The organism is Oceaniglobus roseus, assembly GCF_002869745.1.
Lineage (GTDB): Bacteria > Pseudomonadota > Alphaproteobacteria > Rhodobacterales > Rhodobacteraceae > Oceaniglobus > Oceaniglobus roseus.
The window spans coordinates 1-21599 of the sequence record NZ_PNOS01000026.1 but is presented as its reverse complement, the minus strand read 5'-3'; the positions used below and the strand labels follow the sequence as shown (position 1 = coordinate 21599).

Genomic DNA, 21599 nt, shown 5'->3' with positions numbered 1-21599 from the left:
GGTCGGCAAGGCGCAAAATGCCGCGAAAGGCGCGCGAAGTGCCGCTGGCGCGTCTTCCGCTGAGCCGATCGGAAACTTCGGGGCGCGCGGCGGGAATGTCCTTTCGCCCACTGGTCAAACCGCCGCCTGCGTGGTTTTCAGTCCGCACAACCGAAGGGGCCCTGCCGATGTACGCCGTCACTCTCCTGACCTCTCCCGACCGTCCGTCGCTCGATCCGGCGCTGTCCGACGCCCTGCGCAACGCCTGGGGCGGGGGCGCCGTCCAGTGGCTCGCGCCGGACGAGGCGGCGGAGGTTCCCGTGGCGGAGCGTCCCGCGAATTTCAAGTCGGTGTGGCAGGATCTCCAGGCGCAGGGCGTGGACCTTGCGATCCAGCCTGCCGAAGGGCGGCGCAAGCGGCTGCTGCTGGCCGACATGGACAGCACGATGATCCGGCAGGAATGCATCGACGAGCTGGCCGATGCCGCCGGGGTCGGCCCGCGGGTGGCGGCGATCACCGCGCGCGCGATGAACGGCGAGCTGGATTTCGAGGGCGCGCTGCGCGAGCGTGTGGGGCTTCTGAAGGGCCTGCCCGAGGAGGTAATCGGCCAGGTGCTGGCCGAGCGGATCACGCTGATGCCGGGCGGGCCGGAGCTGCTGGCGACGATGAAGGCGAACGGGGCGCGGGCGGTGCTTGTGTCGGGCGGGTTCACCGCCTTCACCTCCGCCATCGCCACGCGGCTGGGGTTCGACGAGCACCGGGCGAACACGCTCCTGGTGCGGGACGGACAGCTGACCGGCACGGTGGCCGAGCCGATCCTCGGCCGTCAGGCGAAGCTCGACGCGCTGAACGACCTTTGCGAGCGGCTCGGCCTCGCGGCGGCGGAGGTGCTGGCCGTGGGCGACGGGGCCAACGACCTGGCGATGCTGGGCGCGGCGGGGGCGGGCGTGGCGCTTCATGCCAAGCCCGCCGTGGCGGCGCAGGCGCAGCTCAGGATCAACCACGGCGACCTGACCGCGCTGCTCTACCTCCAAGGCTATGCGCGGACGGAGTTCGCCACGCCGCCTGAGCCGGCCTAGGCGATCGCCCTGTCGGCGAAACCCGGCGCGGCGCGGACCATTCCCACCTCCAGCCCGGCGCGGTTCAGGATCGGCGCGTCGAGTCTCTTGCGCGCGGCCGCGCCCGAACGGTCGAGCACGCCGAGCGCCGAGAGCAGCGCGGCGGTGGCGCATTCCGAGGCGCGGGTGGCGCCGTCGGCGATCTTCAGCGCGAAGCCGATCCGCTGCTCGGGCAGCATGCCGACGAACACGCCCTCGGCCCCGGTCTTGATCGCGATGCCCTTGCCCATGGCGCGCATCAGCTCGGTGCAGGCGCGCCCTTCGCCCGCGACGAGCTCGGGGTGCGCCGCCATGGCGTTCCTCAGCGCCTCCATCGCGTCGGCCCGCGCCCCCTGCCCCTTCCGGGCCGCGGCGAAGGCCGCCATCGCGCGGGCCAGGCCATGCACGGTGGTGGCGAAGTTCGGGGCCGAGCAGCCGTCGATGCCGAAGCCCGGGCTCTCCATCCCCGTCACCTCCTCGTGGGCGGCGCGGACGGCCTTCTGCACCGGGTGCGACGGATCGACGTACTCCGGCCCGGCACCGAGGTGGCGGGTGAGCGTCAGGAAGCCCGTGTGCTTGCCCGAGCAGTTGTTGTGGATCTGGCAGGGCGCCTCGTCGGCGCGGATCATGGCGATCCGCAGGTCGTCGTCGCGCGAGATCTCGGTACCGCAGCGCAGGTCGCGGTCGGCCTTGCCGATGGCTTTCAGCCAGGCCGTCACCTCGGCGACATGCAGCGGCGCGCCCTGGTGCGAGGCGCAGGCGAGCGCGAGGTGGCGCGAGGCAAGCCCGTTCGCGGCGGCAGCGCCGGATTCGACCAGCGGCAGGGCCTGGATCATCTTGCAGGACGACCGCGGATAGATGACCGCGTCGGGATCGCCCCAGGCCGCGAGGATGTCGCCATCGGCGCCGCAGACGACGGCATGGCCGGCATGGACCGATTCCAGCAGCGGACCGCGCCAGACTTCGACCATGGGAACAGCTGATAACTTCACGAAATTTCCTTTCACACCTCGGCGATTTTCCGCCTTGGGGGCTTTCACTGACACGCCTTTTACCGTTAAAGTCGCCCGGCAATGAGGTAAAGGGATGCGTATCGCCACAAGGTCTGCACAGAAGGACCGGATACGGAATTTCCGCGAGGCAGAGGCAGCTGGAGGCTGGGATTGACATGAGACCCCATTTCAAGGGCATCTTTGCGGCAGGCATCTTCGCACTGGCGGCGACGGGCGTGATCGCACAGACGGAATCCACCAACCGCGTGGCCGTCGAAACCGCCTGGGCGGTGTTCGTCGAACAGGAGCCGACCGAGTGCTGGGGCGTGTCGAGCCCCAAGCAGACCGTGAACACCAAGGATGGGCGCGTGGTCTCGGTGCGCCGCGGCGACATCCTGCTGTTCGTCAGCTTTCGCCCCGGATCGGGCGCCGACGGCGAGGTGTCGTTCACCGGTGGCTATCCCTTCGCCGAGGGATCGACCGTCAAGATGGACGTGGGCGGCAGCGTGTTCGACCTGTTCGTCGACGGCGAATGGGCCTGGCCGGCCTCGGACGCGGACGATGCCAAGATCGTCGCCGCCCTGCGGCGCGGCTCCGAGGCGGTGCTGACCGCCCGCTCGGCCCGCGGGACGCAGACCGAGGACACGTTCTCGCTCTTCGGGTTCACGGCGGCGATGGAAGAAGCCGCGAAGCGCTGCAACAGCTGAGCCGGACCGTCCGTCGCGGCCGTCGCCTGTCCGGGCCGCCATGGTGGCCCGGCCGCTGACCGCCCCCGCGAATCCCGGACCGCCACAATTCCGCCGGATTCCGCGGGTCTGCTCCCTCTCGAAGGAGAAGGCGCGCCACATCCATGACCCCAGACGTCGGAACCGTCCTCACCTGCGTCCAGCCCGAGGGGGCGTTCGTCCGCTTTCTGCGGTCCCTCACCGATGACCCCTGCACCACGCCGCCGCCGCTCTATCTCCTGCTCGGTTGCGTGGCGATCGGCCTTGTCATCGCGGTGGTCATCACCGTGGCGCGCGCCGCCTTCGGCCGGTCCGGACCGCCGCGCAGCGCCGACCTGCCCGCCACCGACCTGCACGAGCTCGCCGGGCGGCGACGGGACCGGACCGAGCGGGGAAGCGGCTGACTGCGCGCGGCCTTTGTAATCCGCCCGAAACTCCCATATACGGGGCTGTCCCCAAACCCCGGAGGTTTCGCGCCATGGCCGCCACAGCGCCGATCACCCAAGATGTCCTGACCCTGCCCCGCAAGGTGGCGGCCGACGAGTCGGGGCGGGTCAATCTTGTCGGGCTGACGCGGCCGCAGATGCAGCAGGCGCTGCTGGACGCCGGAACGCCGGAGCATCAGGCCAAGATGCGCACCGGGCAGCTGTGGCAGTGGATCTACGAGAAGGGCGTGCGCGACTTCGCCGCGATGACGAACCTCGCCAAGCCCTACCGCGCCCTGCTGGAAGAGCGGTTCGCCATCACCCTGCCCGAGGTGGTCGAGCGGCATCTCTCGTCCGACGGGACGCGCAAGTACCTGGTCCGGATCGCGGGCGGCCACGAGGTGGAAACCGTCTACATCCCCGAGGAGGGGCGCGGCACGCTGTGCATCTCGTCGCAGGTCGGCTGCACGCTGACCTGCTCGTTCTGCCACACCGGCACCCAGCGGCTGGTCAGGAACCTGACCGCGGCCGAGATCGTGGGCCAGATCATGCTGGCGCGCGACGACCTTGGCGAATGGCCCGCGCCGGGACGCAACCCGAAGGACGAGACGCGGCTTCTGTCCAACATCGTGCTGATGGGCATGGGCGAACCGCTCTACAACTTCGAATCGGTGCGCGACGCGATGAAGATCGCGATGGATCCCGAGGGGATCTCGCTGTCGCGCCGCCGGATCACACTGTCGACCTCGGGCGTGGTGCCCGAGATCGCGCGCACCGCCGAAGAGATCGGCTGCCTGCTGGCGGTCTCGTTCCACGCCACGACGGACGAGGTGCGCGACAGGCTGGTGCCGATCAACAGGAAGTGGAACATCGCCGCGCTGCTGGAGGCGCTGCGCGCCTACCCGAAGCTGTCGAACTCCGAGCGGATCACCTTCGAATACGTGATGCTGAAGGACGTGAACGACAGCGACGACGACGCGCGACGGCTCATCGAGCTGATCCGCGGCATCCCGGCAAAGATCAACCTGATCCCGTTCAACGAATGGCCCGGCGCGCCCTACCAGCGGTCTTCGAACAACCGCATCCGCGCCTTCGCCGACATCATCCACAAGGCGGGCTATGCCTCGCCCATCCGCACGCCCCGCGGAGAGGACATCATGGCCGCCTGCGGACAGTTGAAATCCGAGAGCGAGCGGGCGCGCAAGCCGCGCCGCGCGGTGGGCGAAGCGCCGCAGGCGTGAAGGATTTCGGGCCGGTCCGGGAACCGGAGGCACCGGGCCACGTTCCGAGTTCTATGACACAGCCCTTCGCCCCCCTGCCCCGCCCCGAGACGTCCGACAGTTCCCCCCGCAAGACGGGGGTGGAGATCGAGCTCGCCGGCCTCGACGAGGCGCAGACGGCCAAGTGCGTGGCCGATGTGCTGGGCGGCATTGCGCGGCAGACCGACAGCGTGAAGTGGCTGGTGGAGGGCACCGAACTCGGGGACATCGAGGTCTATCTCGACATCTTCCTGCGCGACGCCACGAAAAGCGCCCTGCGCGACGCGGTGCTCGACGCCGGGCGCGACCTCGTCCCGGTCGAGATCGTGAGCCCGCCGCTGGACCGCGACGGGCTGGTGACGCTGGACCGCTGCCGCGAGAAGCTGCGCGAGGCGGGCGCGCTCGGGACCGGGGCGGGCGTGCTCTATGGCTTCGGGGTGCACCTGAACCCGGAGATCGCCAGCACCTCGGCCCGCGACGTGGTCGGTCCCCTGGTCTCCTACGCCCTGCTCGAAGCCTGGATCCGGGACACCAACCCGATCGACCCGACCCGCCGCCTGCTGCCCTTCACCGACCCCTACCCGGCGGCGCTGGTCGATGCGCTGGTCGGGCTCGGCAGCGATCCCGACATCGACACGGCCATCGACATCTATCTGAAGCACGCGGCCAGCCGGAACTATGGTCTCGACATGCTGCCCGCCTTCGCCCACATCGACGAGCCGCGCGTGAAGGCGAAGATGGGCAAGGACCAGGCGGTGCGCCCGACCTTCCACTATCGCCTGCCCGACTGCCGCATCGACGAGCCCGACTGGTCGCTCGACGACAGCTGGCGTGACTGGCGGCATATCGAGGAGGTGGCGGGGGACGCCGCGCTCATGGCGGCGCTGCGCGACGCATGGCGCCACAACCGCGAGCAGACGGCGCTGCTGCGCCCCTCCTGGGCCCACGTCTGCGGCGACGTGCTGCGCGATCACGACGCGGCCCGGATCCCCGCATGAGCCGACCGGTCATCGGCGTGACCACCTCGCGGAAATCGGGCTGGCGCGTCTTTCCCCTGATGCGCCTCAACGTCTGGCTGGCGGGCGGGCAAGCCGTCCGCTGGGTCGCCACGCGGCCCTCGGACGTGAACGACGTCGACGGTGTCATCATCGGCGGCGGCGACGACATCTCGCCCGACCTCTATGGCGGCAAGCTGATCACCAGCGCCACGCTGGATCCCGCCCGCGACGACATGGAGCGACGGGTGGTGGAAGAGGCGTTCTCGCAGAACAAGCCGATCCTCGGAATCTGCCGCGGCTCGCAGATGCTGAACGTGGCGCTTGGCGGCAACCTCGACCAGGACGCCTACGGCACCTACCTGAAAAGCCGGAAATACTGGACGATCCTGCCGCGCAAGGTGGTGCAGGTCGAACCCGGCACCCGGCTGGCCCGGCTGGCGGGGACCGCGCCGATGAAGGTCAACGCGCTGCACTCCCAGGCGGTGGAGCGGCTGGGCCAGGGCCTCCGGGTCAGCGCCCGCGACCAGGGCGGCATGATCCAGGCGATCGAGCGCACCAGCGATCCGGTCGCCATCGGCGTGCAGTGGCACCCCGAACACCTGTTCTACGCCCACCGGCAGCGGGCCCTGTTCCGCGCCCTCGTCTGCGCGGCCGCGGCGCGGCGCGAGGGGGTGAACCAGAGCGCGGCGGTACGCGAGATCCAGGAAACGCAGGAGGCAGTGTGATGTCCGATTACAGCGAAGGTACGAAGGTCCAGTGGTCCTGGGGCAACGGCACCGGGACCGGCAAGGTGGTGAAGAAATACACACAAAAGATCACAAAGAAGATCAAGGGAAGCGAAGTGACCCGCGACGCCTCGGACGACGATCCGGCCTACCTGATCGAGCAGGAGGACGGCGACGAGGTGCTGAAGTCGGGATCCGAGCTGAAGAAGGCCTGAACGCGGGAACCGGGGGCGCCGCTTCCGGCGCTCCTTCTCCTCAGCCGTGTTCGTGGTCCGTCATCCGGGGATCCATCATCCCTTCTTTCACGCCGAACTTCAGCAGCAGCACGTTGACCGGATAGGCCGCGACCAGGCCGGCTGTCAGCGAAATCACCATCGAGGACCAGAACAGCACCTCGCCGATATGGGCCTTCCCGGCGAGAAGCAGGTCGGTGCCGATGGCGACGATCTCCATCACCGCGATGCTCGGCGTCTCCGAGATCAGCGCGTCCTTGAAGGCGGTCGGGAAGGCCACGCCGTCCTGCATCAGCGGCCCCACGGTCAGGGCCACTCCGGCGATATAGGCAAGGATGAAGGTCGTCACCGCCGTCGCCACGTTCGCCCCGGCAAACAGCGCGGCGGCCAGGATGACCCCCACGATCTCGCCCATGCCGCACCCGGAATAGCAGTGCGCGACCGACCGGAAGCCGCGCCGCCAGAGGTGGTCGTCGGAAATCTCCTTGCGCCCGGTCAGCCAGTAGATCGCAAGGCCGAGCGGGCCGGAGTAGATCACCGTCAGCACCCAGACGACCTTCATCAGCGACATCAGGTGGGTGTTGTTCTGCCGGAGGTCGCGGATCAGGATCACGACGCTCGGCACCATGAGCACGGCCCAGAGGACGAGAAACCAGGGGTTGGCGGCGATGGTCTGGATTGCGGTCATGCGGTCCCTCCTTGCGGAGGAAAGCGATCCGATGGGCGCGGGGTTCCGCTCAACGCCCCGGAATGGCCGCGCGGCGCTTTTCCGGCGCCTGCCAGGCGTCGATGGCCGCCACCGCCTCCTCCGCCGTCTCGACGAAGCGGAACAGGTCGAGGTCGCTGGCCGAGATCGTCCCCGCCTCCGCCAGCGCCTCCCAGTTCACGACGCCCTCCCAGAAGGCGCGGCCGAACAGCAGCACCGGCACCGCGTCCATGCGGCCGGTCTGGATCAGCGTCAGCGCCTCGAACATCTCGTCGAGCGTGCCGAAGCCGCCGGGGAAGACGCAGATCGCCTTGGCGCGCATCAGGAAATGCATCTTCCGGATCGCGAAGTAGTGGAAGTTGAAGCAGAGGTCGGGGGTGACGTATTCGTTCGGCGCCTGCTCGTGGGGCAGCACGATGTTCAGCCCGATCGAGCGACCGCCCGCCTCGGCCGCGCCGCGGTTGCCGGCCTCCATCACGCCGGGGCCGCCGCCGGTGGCGATCACGCCCTCGGTCCCGCCCCCGGCCAGCGACCGCTCGGTCATCAGCGCGGCGAAGCGGCGCGCCTCGTCGTAGAAGCCCGCCAGCGCCTTCAGCCCCGGCGCCACCCCGGGCCCCGCCGCACCCGGAGCCAGGATCCGCGCGCCGCCGAACAGCACGACGGTCGAGACCACGCCGGCGTCCGACAGGATCATCTCGGGCTTCAGCAGCTCGAGCTGCAGGCGCACCGGGCGCAGCTCCTCGCGGGCCAGGAAATCGTTGTCCGCGAAGGCCAGCGCATAGGAGGGCGCGCGGGTCTGCGCGGTATCGGGAATGTCCTTGGCGGTGTCGATGTCCTGCCGGGCGTCGCGGAAGGCCGAGCGGTGGTCTGCGGTCATGGAGCGGCTCCTGCTGGTCGCGTCGGCCCCGGAGAGGGACCGCACCGAGGCGCGGGGGCGCCTCCGCGCCTCTATAGCGGGCGGAGGCGGCGGGGAACAGGGCGGGCGCGGCGGATTGCGCGGCGGGTCCGAACTGCCTATGACAGCGCGACATCAGCCGCAGCCGAGCAACGGAGACGCCCATGAGCCAGGATCTTGAAGCCGCCATCGAAGCCGCCTGGGACACCCGCGACCAGATCACCCCCGCCACCGGCGGCGAGACCCGCGAGGCCATCGAGGCCACGCTGAACGCGCTCGACTCCGGGTCGCTGCGCGTCGCCGAGCGGCAGGAGAGCGGCGCGTGGCACGTGAACCAGTGGGCGAAGAAGGCGGTTCTGCTGGGCTTCCGGGTCAAGGACATGGAACAGCAGGCCGGCGGGCCCCAGGGCGGCGGCTGGTGGGACAAGGTCGACAGCAAGTTCGCGGGTTGGGGCGACAACCAGTGGCGCGCGGCGGGCTTCCGGGCCGTGCCGAACTGCGTCGTGCGCCGCTCGGCCTACATCGCGCCGGGCGTGGTGCTGATGCCCTCCTTCGTGAACCTCGGCGCCTATGTCGATTCCGGCACGATGGTCGACACCTGGGCGACCGTCGGCTCCTGCGCGCAGATCGGCAGGAACGTGCACCTCTCGGGCGGCGTCGGCATCGGCGGCGTGCTGGAACCGATGCAGGCCGGCCCGACGATCATCGAGGACAACTGCTTCATCGGTGCCCGCTCGGAGGTGGTCGAGGGCTGCATCGTGCGCGAGGGCTCGGTCCTCGGCATGGGCGTGTTCATCGGCAAGTCGACCAAGATCGTCGACCGGGAGACCGGCGAGGTGATGTACGGCGAGGTGCCGCCCTATTCCGTCGTGGTCGCGGGGTCGATGCCGAGCAGGAACGGCATCAACCTCTACTGCGCGGTGATCGTGAAGCGGGTGGACGAGAAGACCCGCTCGAAGACGGCGATCAACGAGCTTCTGCGCGACTGAGGGCGGGGAAGCGGACTTCTGAAGAAGTCCGCACCGCTTTTCTCGAGAAAAGCGGCTCCCGGGGCCCGACCTCCGGCGCGGGGCGAACGGAATTCTCCAGAATTCCGTCCCGCTTTTCTTCAGAAGAGCGGGCCCCGGACGTCACGCGAGGCGCTTGATCGGCTCCTGGTTGCAGAAGATCACGAACTGTCCCGCGTTCTCCACCACGCCGAAGCCGCGGCGGCGCATCTCTTCCAGGAACGCCTCCACGCCGTAAAACCGCTCGATGTCCCGGCGCTTGCGGCGGATCACGCCGCCCTGCCGGGCCGCCTTGGCCGCGAAGAGATCGGCGAGGAAATGCTCCGGGGCGAGATAGGCGGGCAGGGCCATGGCGAAGCTGTGGCAGAGGATGGTTAACCGATCCTTTCGGAAACCGATCCGGCGCGGCCGAGTTGTCCCCGCGATGGACCTGCCCCGTGATCTCTGACCTGCCGCTGTTCTGGCTTCTGGCCGTCTTCGCCGTCGCCGGTGCCGCCGTGATCGCGGCGTCGATCCGCGCCACGCGCCTGGCCGACATCCTCGCCGACCGCACCCGCATGGGCGAGGCCATGGCGGGCGGGCTGATCCTGGGCGGCGCAACCTCGCTTGCCGGGGTCGTCGTCTCGGTCGACGCGGCCCTCAGCGGCGATGCGAGCTTCGCCTTCGCCAACGCGGTCGGCGGCATCGCGGCTCAGACGCTGTTCCTCGCTGTGGCCGACCTGCTGCACAAGCGCGCGAACCTCGAACACGCGGCGGCCGAGCCTGCGAACCTGTTCCAGGCGGTGATGCTGATCATCCTGCTGTCGCTGCCGCTCTGCGCCGTCGCCGGGCCGGACCTGTCCTATCTCGGGGTGCATCCCGTCTCGGTCCTGCTGTTCCTCGCCTATGTCTGGGGCACGCGCACCGCCTCGGAGGTCCGGGAGGCGCCGATGTGGAAGCCGGTGCAGACCGACGACACCCGCACCGACGAACCCGAGGACGAGGAGGAGAAGAACCGCCCCGTGCTCGGCCCCGCGCTGCGCTTCGCCGCCCTCGTCGCCGTCATGGGGGTCAGCGGCTGGGTCATCAGCCAGGTCGGCGGCGCCTTCATCTCGCGCTTCGGCCTGACGTCGAGCCTCGTCGGCTCGCTCATCACCGCCGTCGTCACCTCGCTGCCGGAACTGGTCACGACCCTCGTCGCGGTGCGGCGGGGCGCGTTGCAGCTGGCCGTGGGCGGGATCATCGGCGGCAACACCTTCGACACGCTGTTCCTCGTCGCCTCCGACGTCGCCTACCGCGACGGCTCGCTCTATCATGCGGTGGAGCCGGGGGATCTCTACTGGCTCGGCACCGGGCTGCTGATGACGGCGATCCTGCTCGCCGGGCTGATCCTGCGGCAGCGGCGCGGCCCGGCGCGGATCGGGATCGAGAGCGTGGCCATCGCCGGAACCTACGGCGCCGCCCTCTGTGTCGAGGTCTTCGGCTGAGCGGGAAATCGCGCGGGCGATCACGGGGAAGTGGAACGCCGCGGCCCCTCGCGACGTTGGCTTCCCGACGCGCCCGATGGTTGGGCGCACCGGAACGGAAGGAATACGGAAATGACTGGTGTAGGCTGGCTTGCAGCGATCATCATCGGCGGCATCGCCGGGTGGCTCGCCGAGCAATTCATGAAGTCCAACATGGGGCTTCTGATGAACATCATCCTCGGGATCGTCGGCGCGATCGTCCTGAACTTCATCCTGCTGACCCTGACCGGCGCCACGCTCGGCGGCTGGATCGGCCAGCTGATTATCGGCTTCATCGGCGCCTGCATCCTGATCTGGGTCGGCCGCCTGGTACGCCGCAAGACCTGACCTTCGCCGCGGCAGACCCCGCTGCAACGGCTTGACAGGGGCCCCCGTCCATCGCAGGTGCAATGCGCACTTCGATGCGGGGGCCCCGATCATGTCCGGAGACCGGAAGAACAGACAGCAGGTCTTCACCCTTCTGGTGGATGTCGGGCGCAAGGCGGGCGACGGGCTGCCCAAGGGCGCCACGGGCGCGGCGCTGATGATCTATGCCTCCGGCGTCGACGAGGCCGAGGCGGTGCGCGAGACGGTCGCGATCCTGAAGCAGGCCGACATGGCGCCGCTCGACGTCTCGGGCTACGGCACGCTCGAGGAGCGGCTGGCCGAGGGGCACGACATCGACGACGAGGAGCGGTCGCTGATGGACCGGGCGCTGGCCGAGAACAGCGTGATCGTCGTCCAGATGACCCCCTTCTACGACACCCCGGACTCCGGCCGCGACTCCGACGCGGGTTGAGCCCCGCGGGCGCCGGCGCTATCGCTATGGCGCCTGCAAGGAGCCCGCCCATGTCCGTCGATCCCGCCGCCCTCACCGCCGACCTGATCCGCTGCCCCTCGGTCACCCCGGAGGAAGGCGGCGCCATCGCGCTTCTGGACCGGTTGCTGAGCGAGGCCGGGTTCACCTGCACCCGCACCGACCGGGGCGGCATCGCCAACCTGCATGCCCGCTGGGGCGGCCTCGGCAACGGGCGGGTGTTCGGCTTCAACGGCCACACCGACGTGGTGCCGACCGGCCCGCGCGAGGACTGGACGCACGATCCCTTCGGGGCCGAGATCGTCGACGGCGTGATGTACGGGCGCGGCGCCTGCGACATGAAATCGGGCGTGGCCGCCTTTGCCGCCGCCGCCATCGACTTCGTGCGCGACACCCCGCCGGACGGGGCGGTGGTGCTGACGATCACCGGCGACGAGGAAGCGGACGGGGTCCACGGCACGGCCGCGATCCTCGACTGGATGGCCGCGAACGGCGAGCGGATGGACGTCTGCCTGGTGGGCGAGCCGACCTGCCCCGACACCATGGGCGAGATGATCAAGATCGGGCGGCGCGGTTCGGTCACCGCCTATTTCACCGCGACGGGGGTGCAGGGTCATTCCGCCTATCCGCACCGCGCGAAGAACCCGCTTCCGGCGATGATGCGGCTGATGGACCGGCTCGCCTCGCGCGAGCTCGATCGCGGCAACGACCACTTCGATCCCTCGACGCTGGCGATCACCACGGTCGACACCGGCAACCCCGCCAGCAACGTGATCCCCGGCGCCTGCCGCGCCACGGTGAACATCCGCTTCAACGACACCCACAGCGCCGAGAGCCTGATCGGCTGGCTCAGGGAGGAGACGGAGGCGGTCGCGAAGGACACCGGCATCCGCATCGGCATCGAGACGAAGATCACCGGCGAAAGCTTCCTGACCCCGCCGGGCGCGCTGTCCGATCTGGTCGGGCGCGCGGTGGAGGCCGAGACCGGCGTGACGCCGGTGCTGTCGACCACGGGCGGCACCTCGGACGCGCGCTTCGTCAAGGATCTCTGCCCGGTGGTCGAGTTCGGGCTGGTCGGGCGCACCATGCACAAGGCGGACGAATGCGTGGAGGTCGCCCATATCCACCAGCTGAAAACGATCTACGGGCGGATCCTGAAGGACTATTTCGCATGACGGAAAGGATCGCGGCGACCGACGACCTTGCCGCGTGCCATGCGCTGCGCCGCGCCGTGTTCATGGAGGAACAGGGGTTCAGCGAGGCCGAGGAGTTCGACGACCTCGATCCCGTCTGCACTCACCTGCTGGCCACGGACGACGGTCGCCCCGTCGGCACGGCGCGGACCTATGTCGACGGGACCGTGGGCAAGATCGGGCGGGTCTGCGTCCTGCCCTCGCACCGCGGCACCGGACTTGGCGCGCGGCTGATCCTAGCCGCGCTGGACGAGCTGCGGCAGCGGGGCGGGCTGTCCGTGGTGCGGGTCAGCGCGCAGGTGCACGCGCTTCCGTTCTACGAGCGGTTCGGCTTCGTCGCGCACGGGCCGGAGTACCTTGACGGGACGGTGCCGCACCGGGACATGGACCTGCCGATTTGACCGGACGGCGGGCGCGCCACCTGATCGTCATGGTGAAGGAGCCGCGCCCGGGCCGGGTGAAGACGCGGCTCGCGCGCGACATCGGCACCGGGGCGGCCGCGTGGTGGTTCCGGCGGCAGGCGCTGACGCTGCTCGCCCGGCTGGACGATCCGCGCTGGCGGCTGCACCTTGCGGTCTCCCCGGACCGGGAGGGACTCGCCAGCCGCATCTGGCCCGCGCACCTGCCGCGCATCCCGCAGGGGCGGGGCGACCTGGGCGCGCGGATGCTGCGGCTGCTGCGCCATCCCGCGCCGGGGCCCGTGCTGGTGGTGGGGGCTGACATTCCGGGCATGACGCGGGCACGGATCGCCGACGCCTTCGCGCAGCTTGGACGGCACGACGCCGTGCTCGGCCCCGCGACCGACGGCGGCTACTGGCTGGTCGGACTGAAGCGCACGGCCGCCCCGCCGCCGTGGCTGTTCCGGGGCGTGCGCTGGTCCTCGCCCCACGCGCTGGCCGATACGCTCGCCTCGGCCCCGGAGCTGTCCTGGGGGCGCGCCGCGACGCTTAGCGACGTGGACACCGCCGCCGACCTGCCCGATTCCCGGTGACGCCCCCCGCCGTGCGTGATACCCAGCGGACATGAGCCAGATCCCCACGAAATCCGAGATCCTGCAATGGATCTCCGACCATCCCACCCAGACCGCCAAGCGCGACATCGCCCGCGCCTTCGGCGTGAAGGGGGCCGCGCGGATCGACCTGAAGCGGCTCCTGAAGGAGCTGGAGGCCGAGGGACACCTGCATAAGCGGCGCAAGACCTACCGCGACCCCGATGCGCTGCCCCCCGTGTCGGTGCTGGGCGTGAGGGGGCCGGACGAGAACGGCGACCTCTTCGCGCGGCCGATGGAGTGGCAGGGCGACGGGCCCGAGCCGAAGATCCTGCTGGTGCTGCGCCAGAGCGACCCGGCGCTCGCCGAGGGCGACCGCATCCTCGCGCGGCTGTCGGAGGTGAAGGACGAGGCGCACCGCTACGAGGCGCGGCTGATCCGGCGCATCCAGACGGGGGCGCGCAAGATCCTCGGCGTGTTCCGCAAGGCCGCAGAGGGCGGGCGGATCGTGCCCATCGACAAGGGGTCGGACCGCGAGTGGCGGGTGGCGCCCGGCGCGACCCACGGCGCGAAGGACGGCGAGCTGGTCGAGGCGGAACTGGCCGGGCCGAAGAACCGGCTGGGCCTGCCCGGCGCGCGGGTGCTGGCGCGGCTCGGCGATCCCACGGGACCGCGCGCCGTGTCGCTGATCGCGATCCACCAGCACGAGATCCCCGACGATTTCCCCGACGACGTGACGGCCGAGGCGGAAGGCGCGAAGCCCGCGACGATGAAGGGGCGCACCGACCTGCGCGACCTGCCGCTCGTCACCATCGACCCCGCCGATGCCCGCGACCACGACGACGCCTGCTATGCCGAGGCCGACACCGATCCCGAGAACCCCGGCGGCCACATCCTGTGGGTCGCCATCGCCGACGTCGCCTACTACGTCCGCCCCGGCTCGGCGCTGGACCGGGAGGCGCGGAAGCGCGGCAACTCCACCTATTTCCCCGACCGCGTGGTGCCGATGCTGCCCGACGTGCTGTCGGGCGACCTCTGCTCGCTGCACGAGGGGATCGACCGGCCGGTGATCGCGGTGAGGATGCAGATTTCCGAGGACGGGCGGAAGCTGTCGCATCGGTTCGAGCGGGCGATGATGCGCTCGGCCGCCTCGCTGACCTACGAGGAGGTGCAGGCGGCGCAGGACGGCGCGCCGTCCGGGCGGCTCGCACCCATGGTCGAAACGGTGATCGCCCCGCTCTACGCCGCCTACCACGCGCTGGCGCGGGCGCGGGAGGAGCGGCAGCCGCTGGGGCTGGAGCTGCCCGAGCGGCAGATCGTGCTGGGGCAGGACGGGCGGGTGGACTCGGTCGCGTTCAAGGACCGGCTGGAGGCCCACAAGCTGATCGAGGAGTTCATGGTGCTGGCCAACGTCGCCGCCGCCGAGGAGCTCAAGAAGCGGCGCACCCCCCTGCTGTTCCGCGTGCACGAGGAGCCGAGCCCGCAGAAGCTCGAAGCGCTGCGCGAGGTGGCGCAGGCCTCGGGCATGACGCTGGCAAAGGGCCAGGTTTTGCAGACGAAGCACCTGAACCGGCTGCTGGACCAGGCCGAGGGCACCGCCTTCGACGAGCTGCTGAACATGTCGACCCTGCGCGCCATGACCCAGGCCTACTACCACCCCGAGAACTTCGGGCATTTCGGGCTGGCGCTGCGGAACTATGCCCATTTCACCTCGCCGATCCGCCGCTATTCCGACCTGATCGTGCACCGCGGCCTGATCTCGGCGCACCGCTGGGGGCCCGATCCGCAGAAGGACGGGCTGTCGGCGGACGACATCGAGCGGCTGGAGGCGACGGGGAAGGAGATTTCCGACACCGAGCGGCGGTCGATGGCGGCCGAGCGCGACACCACCGACCGCTACCTCGCCGCCTACCTGTCGGAGCGGGTGGGGACCGAGCTGGGCGGCCGCGTCTCGGGCATCCAGAAGTTCGGCGCCTTCGTGCGGCTGGACGAGACGGGGGCCGACGGGCTGATTCCCGTGCGCTCGATGGGGGCGGAGTATTTCCACTTCGACGCCGAGGCGCAGACGCTGATGGGGTCGGACAGCGGGCTGACGATCTCGCTCGGAGACCGGGTGCTGGTGCGGCTGACCGAGGCGGTGCCGGTGACGGGCGGCCTTGTGCTGGAGCTGCTGGAGGTGAACGGCGACAGCATCGCCCGCGGGCCGTCCTCCGGGCGCGGCCGACGGGGGCCGCCGCGCAAGGTGGCGAAGGCGCGGGCCAAGGCGGCGAAGGCCAAGCGCAAGGTGACGCGCAAGCGCAGCTGAGGCGGGTGTTGGCGGCAGCCTGCCCGTGCGGCACCGCTGCCCTTTGCGCCCGGGGCCCGATCCGCTAGGCTCGCCCCCAAGATCACCCCCCGAGCAGCCAAAGGTGACCCCATGCGACCGATCGTTTCCCTGTCCGCCGCGATTCTCTGGCTTGGCACGGGCCTTGCCGGTGCGACGCCGGTTCCGGCCTCGCTCAGCGCGCATTCGATCCTCGAGATCCGCGCCAACGCGCCGCGCACCCCGCGCCTGACCGAAGGCCCGGCCCGCGCCGTCCCCGCCATGCGCCCGCGCGCCCGGCCCGATTCCTCCGTCGTGCCGGCACAGGGCGCGCCCGATCCCGCCGTCGACGCCCAGCTTGCACGCAAGGCCCGCGGCTTCGACACCTGGGCGACCCGGTTCCGCGGCCGGGCGCTGGCGCAGGGGATCTCGGGCACGGTCTTCGACCGCGCCTTCGAGGGCGTGACCTACGACCCCGCCGTCATCGAGCGCGACCGCAACCAGTCCGAGTTCACCAAGACGATCTGGGACTACCTCGACACCGCGGTATCGGACCTGCGCGTTTCCAACGGCAAGGCGGCGCTGGCGCGCGAGAAGGCGGCGCTGGACCGGATCGAGGCGAGATACGACGTCGACCGCGAGGTGGTGGTGGCGATCTGGGGGCTGGAAAGCGCCTATGGCACCTTCAAGGGCAGCAACGACGTGGTGCAGTCGCTGGCGACGCTCGCCTATGACGGGCGGCGCGGGCGGTTCTTCGAATCGCAGCTCGTCGCGGCGCTGAAGATCCTGCAGAGCGGCGACGTGGCGCCGCGCGGCATGACCGGCAGCTGGGCCGGCGCCATGGGGCACACGCAGTTCATCCCGACCTCGTACCTGACCTATGCCGTCGACCTGACCGGCGACGGCAAGCGCGACATCTGGGGCGACGATCCGGCCGATGCGCTGGCCTCCACCGCCGCCTACCTGAAGCGCTACGGCTGGACGAAGGGGCAGCCCTGGGGGGTCGAGGTGACGCTGCCGAAGGGGTTCGACTATGCCTCGGCGCGGCGCGACGTGACCAAGCTGCCCTCGGAATGGGCGAAGCTGGGCGTTGTGGGGGTCGACGGGAAACCCGTCAGGGACCACGCCCGCGCCTCGGTCCTGCTGCCTGCCGGGGCGCAGGGGGCCGCGTTCCTCGTCTTTCCGAACTTCGCGGTGATCGAGCGCTACAACACAGCCGACGCCTACGTGATCGGGGTCGGGCACCTGGCCGACCGGATCGCGGGCGGCGCACCGATTCGCGCAGCCTGGCCGAGGGGCGACCGGGCGCTGACCTTCGACGAGCGGAAGGAGATGCAGCGGCGGCTGACGGCGCAGGGCTTCGACACCAAGGGGATCGACGGCAAGATCGGCCCGCTGACCATCGAGGCGGTGCGGTCGTTCCAGCGCGCGATCGGGCAGGCGCCCGACGGCTATGCCTCGCTCGCCATCCTCGAGAAGCTGCGCTGAGGCGGCAGCCGCGCGGCGCCCGCGGCCCCGGCCCGCGCCGCCGCGCGGCGCATCCTGCCGGAAATTGCCGTTAAACCGCGGCTCCTGCGCGGCTTTGTCCGCTGGACCAACCCGCCCCGCGACGCTAAGACACGGGTTTATCGGGCGCCCGGGACGGCGCCCCCCTGATGTGTTCCCGGCAACGGGCAAGAAAATGGAGAATGCCGTGTCTCACGCAGAAGATCCACAAGGCACGCGCCGAGATTTCCTGTACTTCGCCACTGCAGGTGCCGGCGCCGTGGTCGCAGGGGCCGCCGTCTGGCCGCTTGTGAACCAGATGAACCCCTCGGCCGACGTGCAGGCCCTGAGCTCGATCCGCGTGGACGTGAGCGCGGTCGAGGAAGGCACGCAGCTGACCGTGAAGTGGCTGGGCAAGCCCGTCTTCATCCGCAAGCGCACCCCCGACGAGATCGAGCAGGCGAAGGCGGTCGACGTCTCGTCCCTGACCGACCCCAACGCCGAGAACGCGAACCTGCCCGCAGGCGCCCCCGCCACGGACGAGAACCGCGCGATGCAGGGTGCCGAGGAATGGCTGGTGATGATCGGCGTGTGCACCCACCTCGGCTGCGTGCCGCTGGGCAACGCGGGCGACTTCGGCGGCTGGTTCTGCCCCTGCCACGGCTCGCATTACGACACCGCCGGACGGATCCGCAAGGGCCCCGCACCGCGCAACCTCGCCGTCCCCGTCGCCCGGTTCGACGGCGACACCACCCTCGTCCTCGGATAACGGAGGCTTAAATGGCTGGTATCCCCCACGATCATTACGAACCGAAGACCGGCGGCGAGAAGTGGCTCTACAAGCGCCTCCCGGTCGCAGGGCTTCTCTATGACACCCTGATGATCCCGACCCCCAAGAACCTCAACTGGATGTGGATCTGGGGCATCGTGCTGACCTTCTGCCTGGCGCTGCAGATCGTCACCGGCATCGTCCTGGTGATGCACTACACGCCCGACACCTCGCTCGCCTTCGCGAGCGTCGAGCACATCATGCGGAACGTGAACGGCGGCTTCATGCTGCGCTACATGCACGCCAACGGCGCCTCGCTGTTCTTCGTGGCGGTCTATGCGCACATCTTCCGCGGCCTCTACTACGGCTCGTACAAGGAGCCGCGCGAGATCACCTGGATCATCGGCATCCTGATCTACCTGCTGATGATGGGCACCGCCTTCATGGGCTACGTCCTTCCCTGGGGGCAGATGTCGTTCTGGGGCGCCACCGTGATCACCGGCCTGTTCGGCGCGATCCCGTTCATCGGCCCCGAGCTTCAGACCTGGCTTCTGGGCGGACCCGCCGTCGACAACTACACCCTGACGCGCTTCTTCTCGCTGCACTACCTGATGCCCTTCATCATCGCGGGCCTCGTGATCGTGCACATCTGGGCCTTCCACACCACCGGCAACAACAACCCCACCGGGGTCGAGGTGCGCCGGACCTCCCGTGCGGAAGCCGAAAAGGACACCCTGCCCTTCTGGCCCTACTTCGTGATGAAGGACCTGTTCGCGCTGGCCGTGATCCTCGCGGTGTTCTTCGCGGTCGTCGGCTTCATGCCGAACTACCTCGGCCACCCCGACAACTACATCCCCGCGAACCCGCTGGCGACGCCCGCGCACATCGTGCCCGAATGGTACTTCCTGCCGTTCTACGCGATCCTGCGCGCCTTCACCGCGGACGTCTGGGTGGTGCAGATCGCCAGCTTCGTGACCGGCGGCATTATCGACGCCAAGTTCTTCGGCGTGCTGGCGATGTTCGGCTCGATCATCGTGATGGCGCTGGCCCCCTGGCTCGACACCTCGTCGGTGCGCTCGGGCCGCTACCGGCCGATGTTCAAGTGGTGGTTCGCCCTGCTGGTGTTCGACTTCATGGTGCTGATGTGGGTCGGTTCGCAGCCGACGACCGAACCCTATGCCACGATCTCGCTGATCGCGGCGGCCTACTGGTTCGCCTACTTCCTCGTGATCCTGCCGCTGCTCGGCGTCATCGAGAAGCCGCTGCCGCAGCCCGCGACGATCGAGGAAGACTTCAACGCCCACTACGCGCCGAAGACCGGGGGCTCCAAGACCCTCGTGAACCCGGCCGAGTGAGAAAGGACCGCACGACAATGCTGAAGCATCTCGCCACCGCCGCCATCCTCGCGCTGGCGCTGCCCTCCGGGGCGGCGCTGGCCGCCGAGGAAGGCGGGCACCACATCGAAAACGTCGACTTCTCGTTCGACGGTCCGTTCGGCTCCTACGACCGGAACCAGCTGCAGCGTGGCCTGCAGGTCTACACCCAGGTCTGCTCGGCCTGCCACGGGCTCCAGTACCTGACCTACCGCGCCTTGGGCGAAGAGGGCGGGCCGGACCTGCCCGAGGACCAGGTGCGCGCCTATGCCGCCGGGTTCGAGGTGTTCGACCAGTCGCTGGCCGACGGCGCGGGCGATTTCCGCCCGGCCACCCCGACCGACCACTTCAACAAGAGCTCGCTGGCCAACGCGCCGGACCTGACCTTGATGGCGAAGGCCCGCGCCGGGTTCCACGGCCCCTATGGCCTCGGGATCAACCAGTTCTTCAAGGGCATCGGCGGCCCCGAGTACATCCACGCGATCCTGACGAGCTATACGGGCGAGACGAGGGAACAGGCGGGCACCACGCTGTACGAGAACACCGCGTTCCCGAGCGGCTGGATCGCGATGCCCCAGCCCCTCTACGGCGAGGACGTGGAGTTCGCCGACGGCGCTCCGAACGATCTGGACAGCATCTCGACGGACGTCTCGGCCTTCCTGATGTGGACGGCGGAGCCGAAGCTGATGGCGCGCAAGCAGGCCGGTTTCGTCGGCGTGATGATGCTCGCCCTGCTGGCGGCGCTGCTCTACTTCACCAACAAGCGGATCTGGGCGCCGGTGAAGCACCCCGAGCGGCGGCAGACGCCGGCGGAGTGATCGCCGCGGCCTGACGGCCCGAAGAGACGAAGGCGCATCCCGCGGGGTGCGCCTTTTTCGTTGCGGGTGGGGGCGTCAGCCGAGATAGGCGCGCAGGGCCTCGGTGGGATGCTCCAGCGCCTCGGCCACCGGCCGAGGCGCATGGACCGTGCCGTCGGCGACCAGCATCAGCCCGCCGCCAAGCGCCGCGGCGTCGCCGGGGTCGTGGGTGACCATCAGCAGCGTCGCGCCCGTGTCGTCGCAGAGCGCCGCGACCAGCGCGATCATCTCGGCCCGGAGCGCGGGCCCGAGCGCCGCGAAGGGCTCGTCCAGCAGCACCACGGGCCGCGCCTGGAGCAGCATCCGCGCCAGCGCCGCGCGGCTCTGCTGCCCGCCCGACAGGTTGCCGGGCCGACGCGCGCCCATGCCCGCCAGCCCGACGCGGGTCAGGCTGTCCTCCACCCTTGCCCGCTCCGCCCCCTCGAGCCGCCCCGAGGGACGGATGCCGAGGGCGGCGTTCTGCGCCACCGTCAGGTGCGGAAACAGGTTGTTGTCCTGGAAGATCGTGCTGACCGGCCGCTGCCCCGGCGCAACGGCGGTGATGTCCTGGCCCCGCCAGCGAATCGCCCCGCTTTCGGGCGCGAAGAAGCCGCCGATCGCCGCCAGCAGCGTCGACTTGCCCGCGCCGGACGGCCCCATGACGGCCACCCGCGCGCCCGTGGGAACCTCGAGGTCGGCGGCCAGGCGGAAGTCGCCCTGCGCCAGCACCAGCCGCTCAAGCGTCAGCATCGACGCGCCCTCCCCTGTCCAGCAGCCAGAAGGCGGCAAGGCTGAGCGCCAGCAGCAGCAGCGCCACCCCCTCGGCCGGGCCGCTGCGGTAGGCGGCCATCTGGCGATAGAGGTAGAGCGGCAGCGTCGCCTCGGTCGGATCGGCGAAGAGGGCGATCACCCCGAGATCCCCCATCGACAGCGCCGCCGCCAGCGCCGCGGCGAACCCCAGCGGGCGGCGCAGGCGCGGCATGGTCAGCTGGCGCAGGCGGTGCGCGCCGGTCATTCCCAGGCTGTCGGCCAGCGGCCCGAATCGCGCCTCGGTCTCGACTGCGGCGGGGACGAGGGCGCGCAGGGCGAAGGGCAGGCTCATCACCCCGTTGACCAGTGCCGTCACGGGAAGGGCCAGCGCCACGGGATCGGCCAGGGGAAAGATCAGCAGGAACAGCCCGGTGCCGATGACGAGGGGCGAGGTGGCGACGGAGAGATAGACCACCGCCTCGAGCCCCCGGGCCAGGTGCGGGCGGTGTTGGAGCGCGGCGACGGCCAGGGCCAGCGGCAGGGCCAGCGCCAGCGTCACCG

General features: G+C 70.1%; 25 protein-coding genes. 19 read left to right on the top strand and 6 right to left on the bottom strand.

Annotated elements, in window-relative coordinates:
• Positions 1–167: 167 nt before the first annotated feature.
• A complete protein-coding gene (serB, locus tag A7B20_RS13410) occupies positions 168–1058 on the top strand; it encodes a phosphoserine phosphatase SerB (protein WP_102109097.1) in 891 nt (296 codons plus the stop codon).
• Here the strand turns inward: serB and A7B20_RS13405 are convergent.
• Positions 1055–2047: an asparaginase gene (locus A7B20_RS13405; protein WP_102109096.1), complete on the bottom strand. Its 993-nt coding sequence runs from the start codon at positions 2045–2047 to the stop codon at positions 1055–1057. The two genes, serB and A7B20_RS13405, sit on opposite strands and share 4 nt — an antisense overlap.
• 197 nt (positions 2048–2244) lie before the next feature.
• Between A7B20_RS13405 and A7B20_RS13400 the strand changes: the two genes are divergently transcribed.
• The 6 genes from A7B20_RS13400 to A7B20_RS13375 all read left to right on the top strand — a co-directional run bounded on the left by A7B20_RS13400 (position 2245) and on the right by A7B20_RS13375 (position 6415).
• Positions 2245–2775, top strand: a complete 531-nt coding sequence (locus A7B20_RS13400) for an invasion associated locus B family protein (RefSeq protein WP_102109095.1) — start codon at positions 2245–2247, stop codon at positions 2773–2775.
• A 143-nt stretch (positions 2776–2918) separates the two neighbouring features.
• Entirely contained in the window at positions 2919–3197 is a 279-nt protein-coding gene (locus A7B20_RS13395) for a hypothetical protein (RefSeq protein ID WP_102109094.1), read from the top strand.
• A 74-nt stretch (positions 3198–3271) separates the two neighbouring features.
• Positions 3272–4459, top strand: coding sequence for a dual-specificity RNA methyltransferase RlmN (gene rlmN, locus A7B20_RS13390; RefSeq protein ID WP_102109093.1), 1188 nt, complete (start codon positions 3272–3274; stop codon positions 4457–4459).
• 53 nt (positions 4460–4512) lie between these two features.
• Complete coding sequence (locus A7B20_RS13385) at positions 4513–5475, top strand: amidoligase family protein (protein ID WP_102109092.1); 963 nt, start codon at positions 4513–4515, stop codon at positions 5473–5475.
• Positions 5472–6200 (top strand): gamma-glutamyl-gamma-aminobutyrate hydrolase family protein, encoded by a 729-nt coding sequence (locus A7B20_RS13380; RefSeq protein ID WP_102109091.1) that lies wholly within the window; start codon positions 5472–5474, stop codon positions 6198–6200. Before A7B20_RS13385 ends, A7B20_RS13380 begins: the two co-directional genes overlap by 4 nt.
• Positions 6200–6415 (top strand): hypervirulence associated TUDOR domain-containing protein, encoded by a 216-nt coding sequence (locus A7B20_RS13375; RefSeq protein ID WP_102109090.1) that lies wholly within the window; start codon positions 6200–6202, stop codon positions 6413–6415. The genes A7B20_RS13380 and A7B20_RS13375 overlap by 1 nt, the downstream gene beginning before the upstream one ends.
• Positions 6416–6455: 40 nt before the next feature.
• Here A7B20_RS13375 and A7B20_RS13370 read toward each other — a convergent pair whose 3' ends face one another.
• Together A7B20_RS13370 and A7B20_RS13365 are read right to left on the bottom strand one after the other, a co-directional pair.
• On the bottom strand, positions 6456–7121 hold the full coding sequence (locus tag A7B20_RS13370; protein WP_102109089.1) for a DUF4396 domain-containing protein: 666 nt from the start codon (positions 7119–7121) through the stop codon (positions 6456–6458).
• Positions 7122–7170: 49 nt separating this feature from the next.
• Entirely contained in the window at positions 7171–8016 is an 846-nt protein-coding gene (locus A7B20_RS13365; protein WP_102109088.1) for an LOG family protein, read from the bottom strand.
• 182 nt (positions 8017–8198) lie between these two features.
• On the opposite strand from A7B20_RS13365, the gene dapD reads away from it, so the two are divergent.
• A complete protein-coding gene (gene dapD, locus A7B20_RS13360; protein WP_102109087.1) occupies positions 8199–9023 on the top strand; it encodes a 2,3,4,5-tetrahydropyridine-2,6-dicarboxylate N-succinyltransferase in 825 nt (274 codons plus the stop codon).
• A gap of 141 nt (positions 9024–9164) precedes the next feature.
• Here the strand turns inward: dapD and A7B20_RS13355 are convergent, their stop codons facing one another.
• Positions 9165–9392 (bottom strand): N-(5'-phosphoribosyl)anthranilate isomerase, encoded by a 228-nt coding sequence (locus A7B20_RS13355; protein ID WP_102109086.1) that lies wholly within the window; start codon positions 9390–9392, stop codon positions 9165–9167.
• 86 nt (positions 9393–9478) lie between these two features.
• On the opposite strand from A7B20_RS13355, the gene A7B20_RS13350 reads away from it, so the two are divergent.
• The 11 genes from A7B20_RS13350 to A7B20_RS13300 all read left to right on the top strand — a co-directional run bounded on the left by A7B20_RS13350 (position 9479) and on the right by A7B20_RS13300 (position 20270).
• A complete protein-coding gene (locus A7B20_RS13350; RefSeq protein ID WP_102109085.1) occupies positions 9479–10507 on the top strand; it encodes a sodium:calcium antiporter in 1029 nt (342 codons plus the stop codon).
• 111 nt (positions 10508–10618) lie between these two features.
• A complete protein-coding gene (locus A7B20_RS13345; protein ID WP_102109084.1) occupies positions 10619–10873 on the top strand; it encodes a GlsB/YeaQ/YmgE family stress response membrane protein in 255 nt (84 codons plus the stop codon).
• Positions 10874–10964: 91 nt separating this feature from the next.
• Entirely contained in the window at positions 10965–11324 is a 360-nt protein-coding gene (locus A7B20_RS13340) for a hypothetical protein (RefSeq protein WP_102109083.1), read from the top strand.
• 50 nt (positions 11325–11374) lie between these two features.
• Complete coding sequence (dapE, locus tag A7B20_RS13335; RefSeq protein ID WP_102109082.1) at positions 11375–12517, top strand: succinyl-diaminopimelate desuccinylase; 1143 nt, start codon at positions 11375–11377, stop codon at positions 12515–12517.
• Entirely contained in the window at positions 12514–12936 is a 423-nt protein-coding gene (locus A7B20_RS13330; protein ID WP_102109081.1) for a GNAT family N-acetyltransferase, read from the top strand. The genes dapE and A7B20_RS13330 overlap by 4 nt, the downstream gene beginning before the upstream one ends.
• 29 nt (positions 12937–12965) lie before the next feature.
• Complete coding sequence (locus tag A7B20_RS13325; RefSeq protein ID WP_102109141.1) at positions 12966–13526, top strand: TIGR04282 family arsenosugar biosynthesis glycosyltransferase; 561 nt, start codon at positions 12966–12968, stop codon at positions 13524–13526.
• Between the two features lie 31 nt (positions 13527–13557).
• On the top strand, positions 13558–15828 hold the full coding sequence (gene rnr, locus A7B20_RS13320; protein WP_102109080.1) for a ribonuclease R: 2271 nt from the start codon (positions 13558–13560) through the stop codon (positions 15826–15828).
• A gap of 111 nt (positions 15829–15939) precedes the next feature.
• A complete protein-coding gene (locus A7B20_RS13315; protein WP_102109079.1) occupies positions 15940–17313 on the top strand; it encodes a lytic murein transglycosylase in 1374 nt (457 codons plus the stop codon).
• 205 nt (positions 17314–17518) lie between these two features.
• Entirely contained in the window at positions 17519–18079 is a 561-nt protein-coding gene (petA, locus tag A7B20_RS13310; protein WP_102109140.1) for a ubiquinol-cytochrome c reductase iron-sulfur subunit, read from the top strand.
• Between the two features lie 11 nt (positions 18080–18090).
• A complete protein-coding gene (petB, locus tag A7B20_RS13305; protein WP_102109078.1) occupies positions 18091–19434 on the top strand; it encodes a cytochrome b in 1344 nt (447 codons plus the stop codon).
• 17 nt (positions 19435–19451) lie between these two features.
• Positions 19452–20270, top strand: coding sequence for a cytochrome c1 (locus A7B20_RS13300; protein ID WP_102109077.1), 819 nt, complete (start codon positions 19452–19454; stop codon positions 20268–20270).
• Positions 20271–20345: 75 nt separating this feature from the next.
• On the opposite strand, the gene A7B20_RS13295 is transcribed toward A7B20_RS13300, so the two are convergent.
• Both A7B20_RS13295 and A7B20_RS13290 read right to left on the bottom strand, forming a co-directional pair.
• Positions 20346–21038, bottom strand: a complete 693-nt coding sequence (locus A7B20_RS13295) for a thiamine ABC transporter ATP-binding protein (RefSeq protein ID WP_102109076.1) — start codon at positions 21036–21038, stop codon at positions 20346–20348.
• Positions 21025–21599: ABC transporter permease subunit (locus A7B20_RS13290; protein WP_157937680.1), on the bottom strand; the 575-nt coding region annotated here is incomplete at its 5' end. The genes A7B20_RS13295 and A7B20_RS13290, both read right to left, overlap by 14 nt.

What these genes read in the sequence shown, in the direction of transcription:
- rnr (WP_102109080.1), top strand. Translation starts at nt 13,558, where the DNA reads ATGAGCCAGATCCCCACGAAATCCGAGATCCTGCAATGGATCTCCGAC.
- A7B20_RS13345 (WP_102109084.1), top strand. Translation starts at nt 10,619, where the DNA reads ATGACTGGTGTAGGCTGGCTTGCAGCGATCATCATCGGCGGCATCGCC.
- A7B20_RS13375 (WP_102109090.1), top strand. Translation starts at nt 6,200, where the DNA reads ATGTCCGATTACAGCGAAGGTACGAAGGTCCAGTGGTCCTGGGGCAAC.
- A7B20_RS13385 (WP_102109092.1), top strand. Translation starts at nt 4,513, where the DNA reads ATGACACAGCCCTTCGCCCCCCTGCCCCGCCCCGAGACGTCCGACAGT.
- A7B20_RS13355 (WP_102109086.1), bottom strand. Translation starts at nt 9,392, where the DNA reads ATGGCCCTGCCCGCCTATCTCGCCCCGGAGCATTTCCTCGCCGATCTC.
- A7B20_RS13405 (WP_102109096.1), bottom strand. Translation starts at nt 2,047, where the DNA reads ATGGTCGAAGTCTGGCGCGGTCCGCTGCTGGAATCGGTCCATGCCGGC.
- A7B20_RS13380 (WP_102109091.1), top strand. Translation starts at nt 5,472, where the DNA reads ATGAGCCGACCGGTCATCGGCGTGACCACCTCGCGGAAATCGGGCTGG.
- A7B20_RS13365 (WP_102109088.1), bottom strand. Translation starts at nt 8,016, where the DNA reads ATGACCGCAGACCACCGCTCGGCCTTCCGCGACGCCCGGCAGGACATC.
- A7B20_RS13325 (WP_102109141.1), top strand. Translation starts at nt 12,966, where the DNA reads ATGGTGAAGGAGCCGCGCCCGGGCCGGGTGAAGACGCGGCTCGCGCGC.
- A7B20_RS13340 (WP_102109083.1), top strand. Translation starts at nt 10,965, where the DNA reads ATGTCCGGAGACCGGAAGAACAGACAGCAGGTCTTCACCCTTCTGGTG.
- A7B20_RS13330 (WP_102109081.1), top strand. Translation starts at nt 12,514, where the DNA reads ATGACGGAAAGGATCGCGGCGACCGACGACCTTGCCGCGTGCCATGCG.
- A7B20_RS13300 (WP_102109077.1), top strand. Translation starts at nt 19,452, where the DNA reads ATGCTGAAGCATCTCGCCACCGCCGCCATCCTCGCGCTGGCGCTGCCC.
- rlmN (WP_102109093.1), top strand. Translation starts at nt 3,272, where the DNA reads ATGGCCGCCACAGCGCCGATCACCCAAGATGTCCTGACCCTGCCCCGC.
- serB (WP_102109097.1), top strand. Translation starts at nt 168, where the DNA reads ATGTACGCCGTCACTCTCCTGACCTCTCCCGACCGTCCGTCGCTCGAT.
- petB (WP_102109078.1), top strand. Translation starts at nt 18,091, where the DNA reads ATGGCTGGTATCCCCCACGATCATTACGAACCGAAGACCGGCGGCGAG.
- dapD (WP_102109087.1), top strand. Translation starts at nt 8,199, where the DNA reads ATGAGCCAGGATCTTGAAGCCGCCATCGAAGCCGCCTGGGACACCCGC.
- A7B20_RS13395 (WP_102109094.1), top strand. Translation starts at nt 2,919, where the DNA reads ATGACCCCAGACGTCGGAACCGTCCTCACCTGCGTCCAGCCCGAGGGG.
- A7B20_RS13370 (WP_102109089.1), bottom strand. Translation starts at nt 7,121, where the DNA reads ATGACCGCAATCCAGACCATCGCCGCCAACCCCTGGTTTCTCGTCCTC.
- A7B20_RS13400 (WP_102109095.1), top strand. Translation starts at nt 2,245, where the DNA reads ATGAGACCCCATTTCAAGGGCATCTTTGCGGCAGGCATCTTCGCACTG.
- dapE (WP_102109082.1), top strand. Translation starts at nt 11,375, where the DNA reads ATGTCCGTCGATCCCGCCGCCCTCACCGCCGACCTGATCCGCTGCCCC.
- A7B20_RS13315 (WP_102109079.1), top strand. Translation starts at nt 15,940, where the DNA reads ATGCGACCGATCGTTTCCCTGTCCGCCGCGATTCTCTGGCTTGGCACG.
- A7B20_RS13295 (WP_102109076.1), bottom strand. Translation starts at nt 21,038, where the DNA reads ATGCTGACGCTTGAGCGGCTGGTGCTGGCGCAGGGCGACTTCCGCCTG.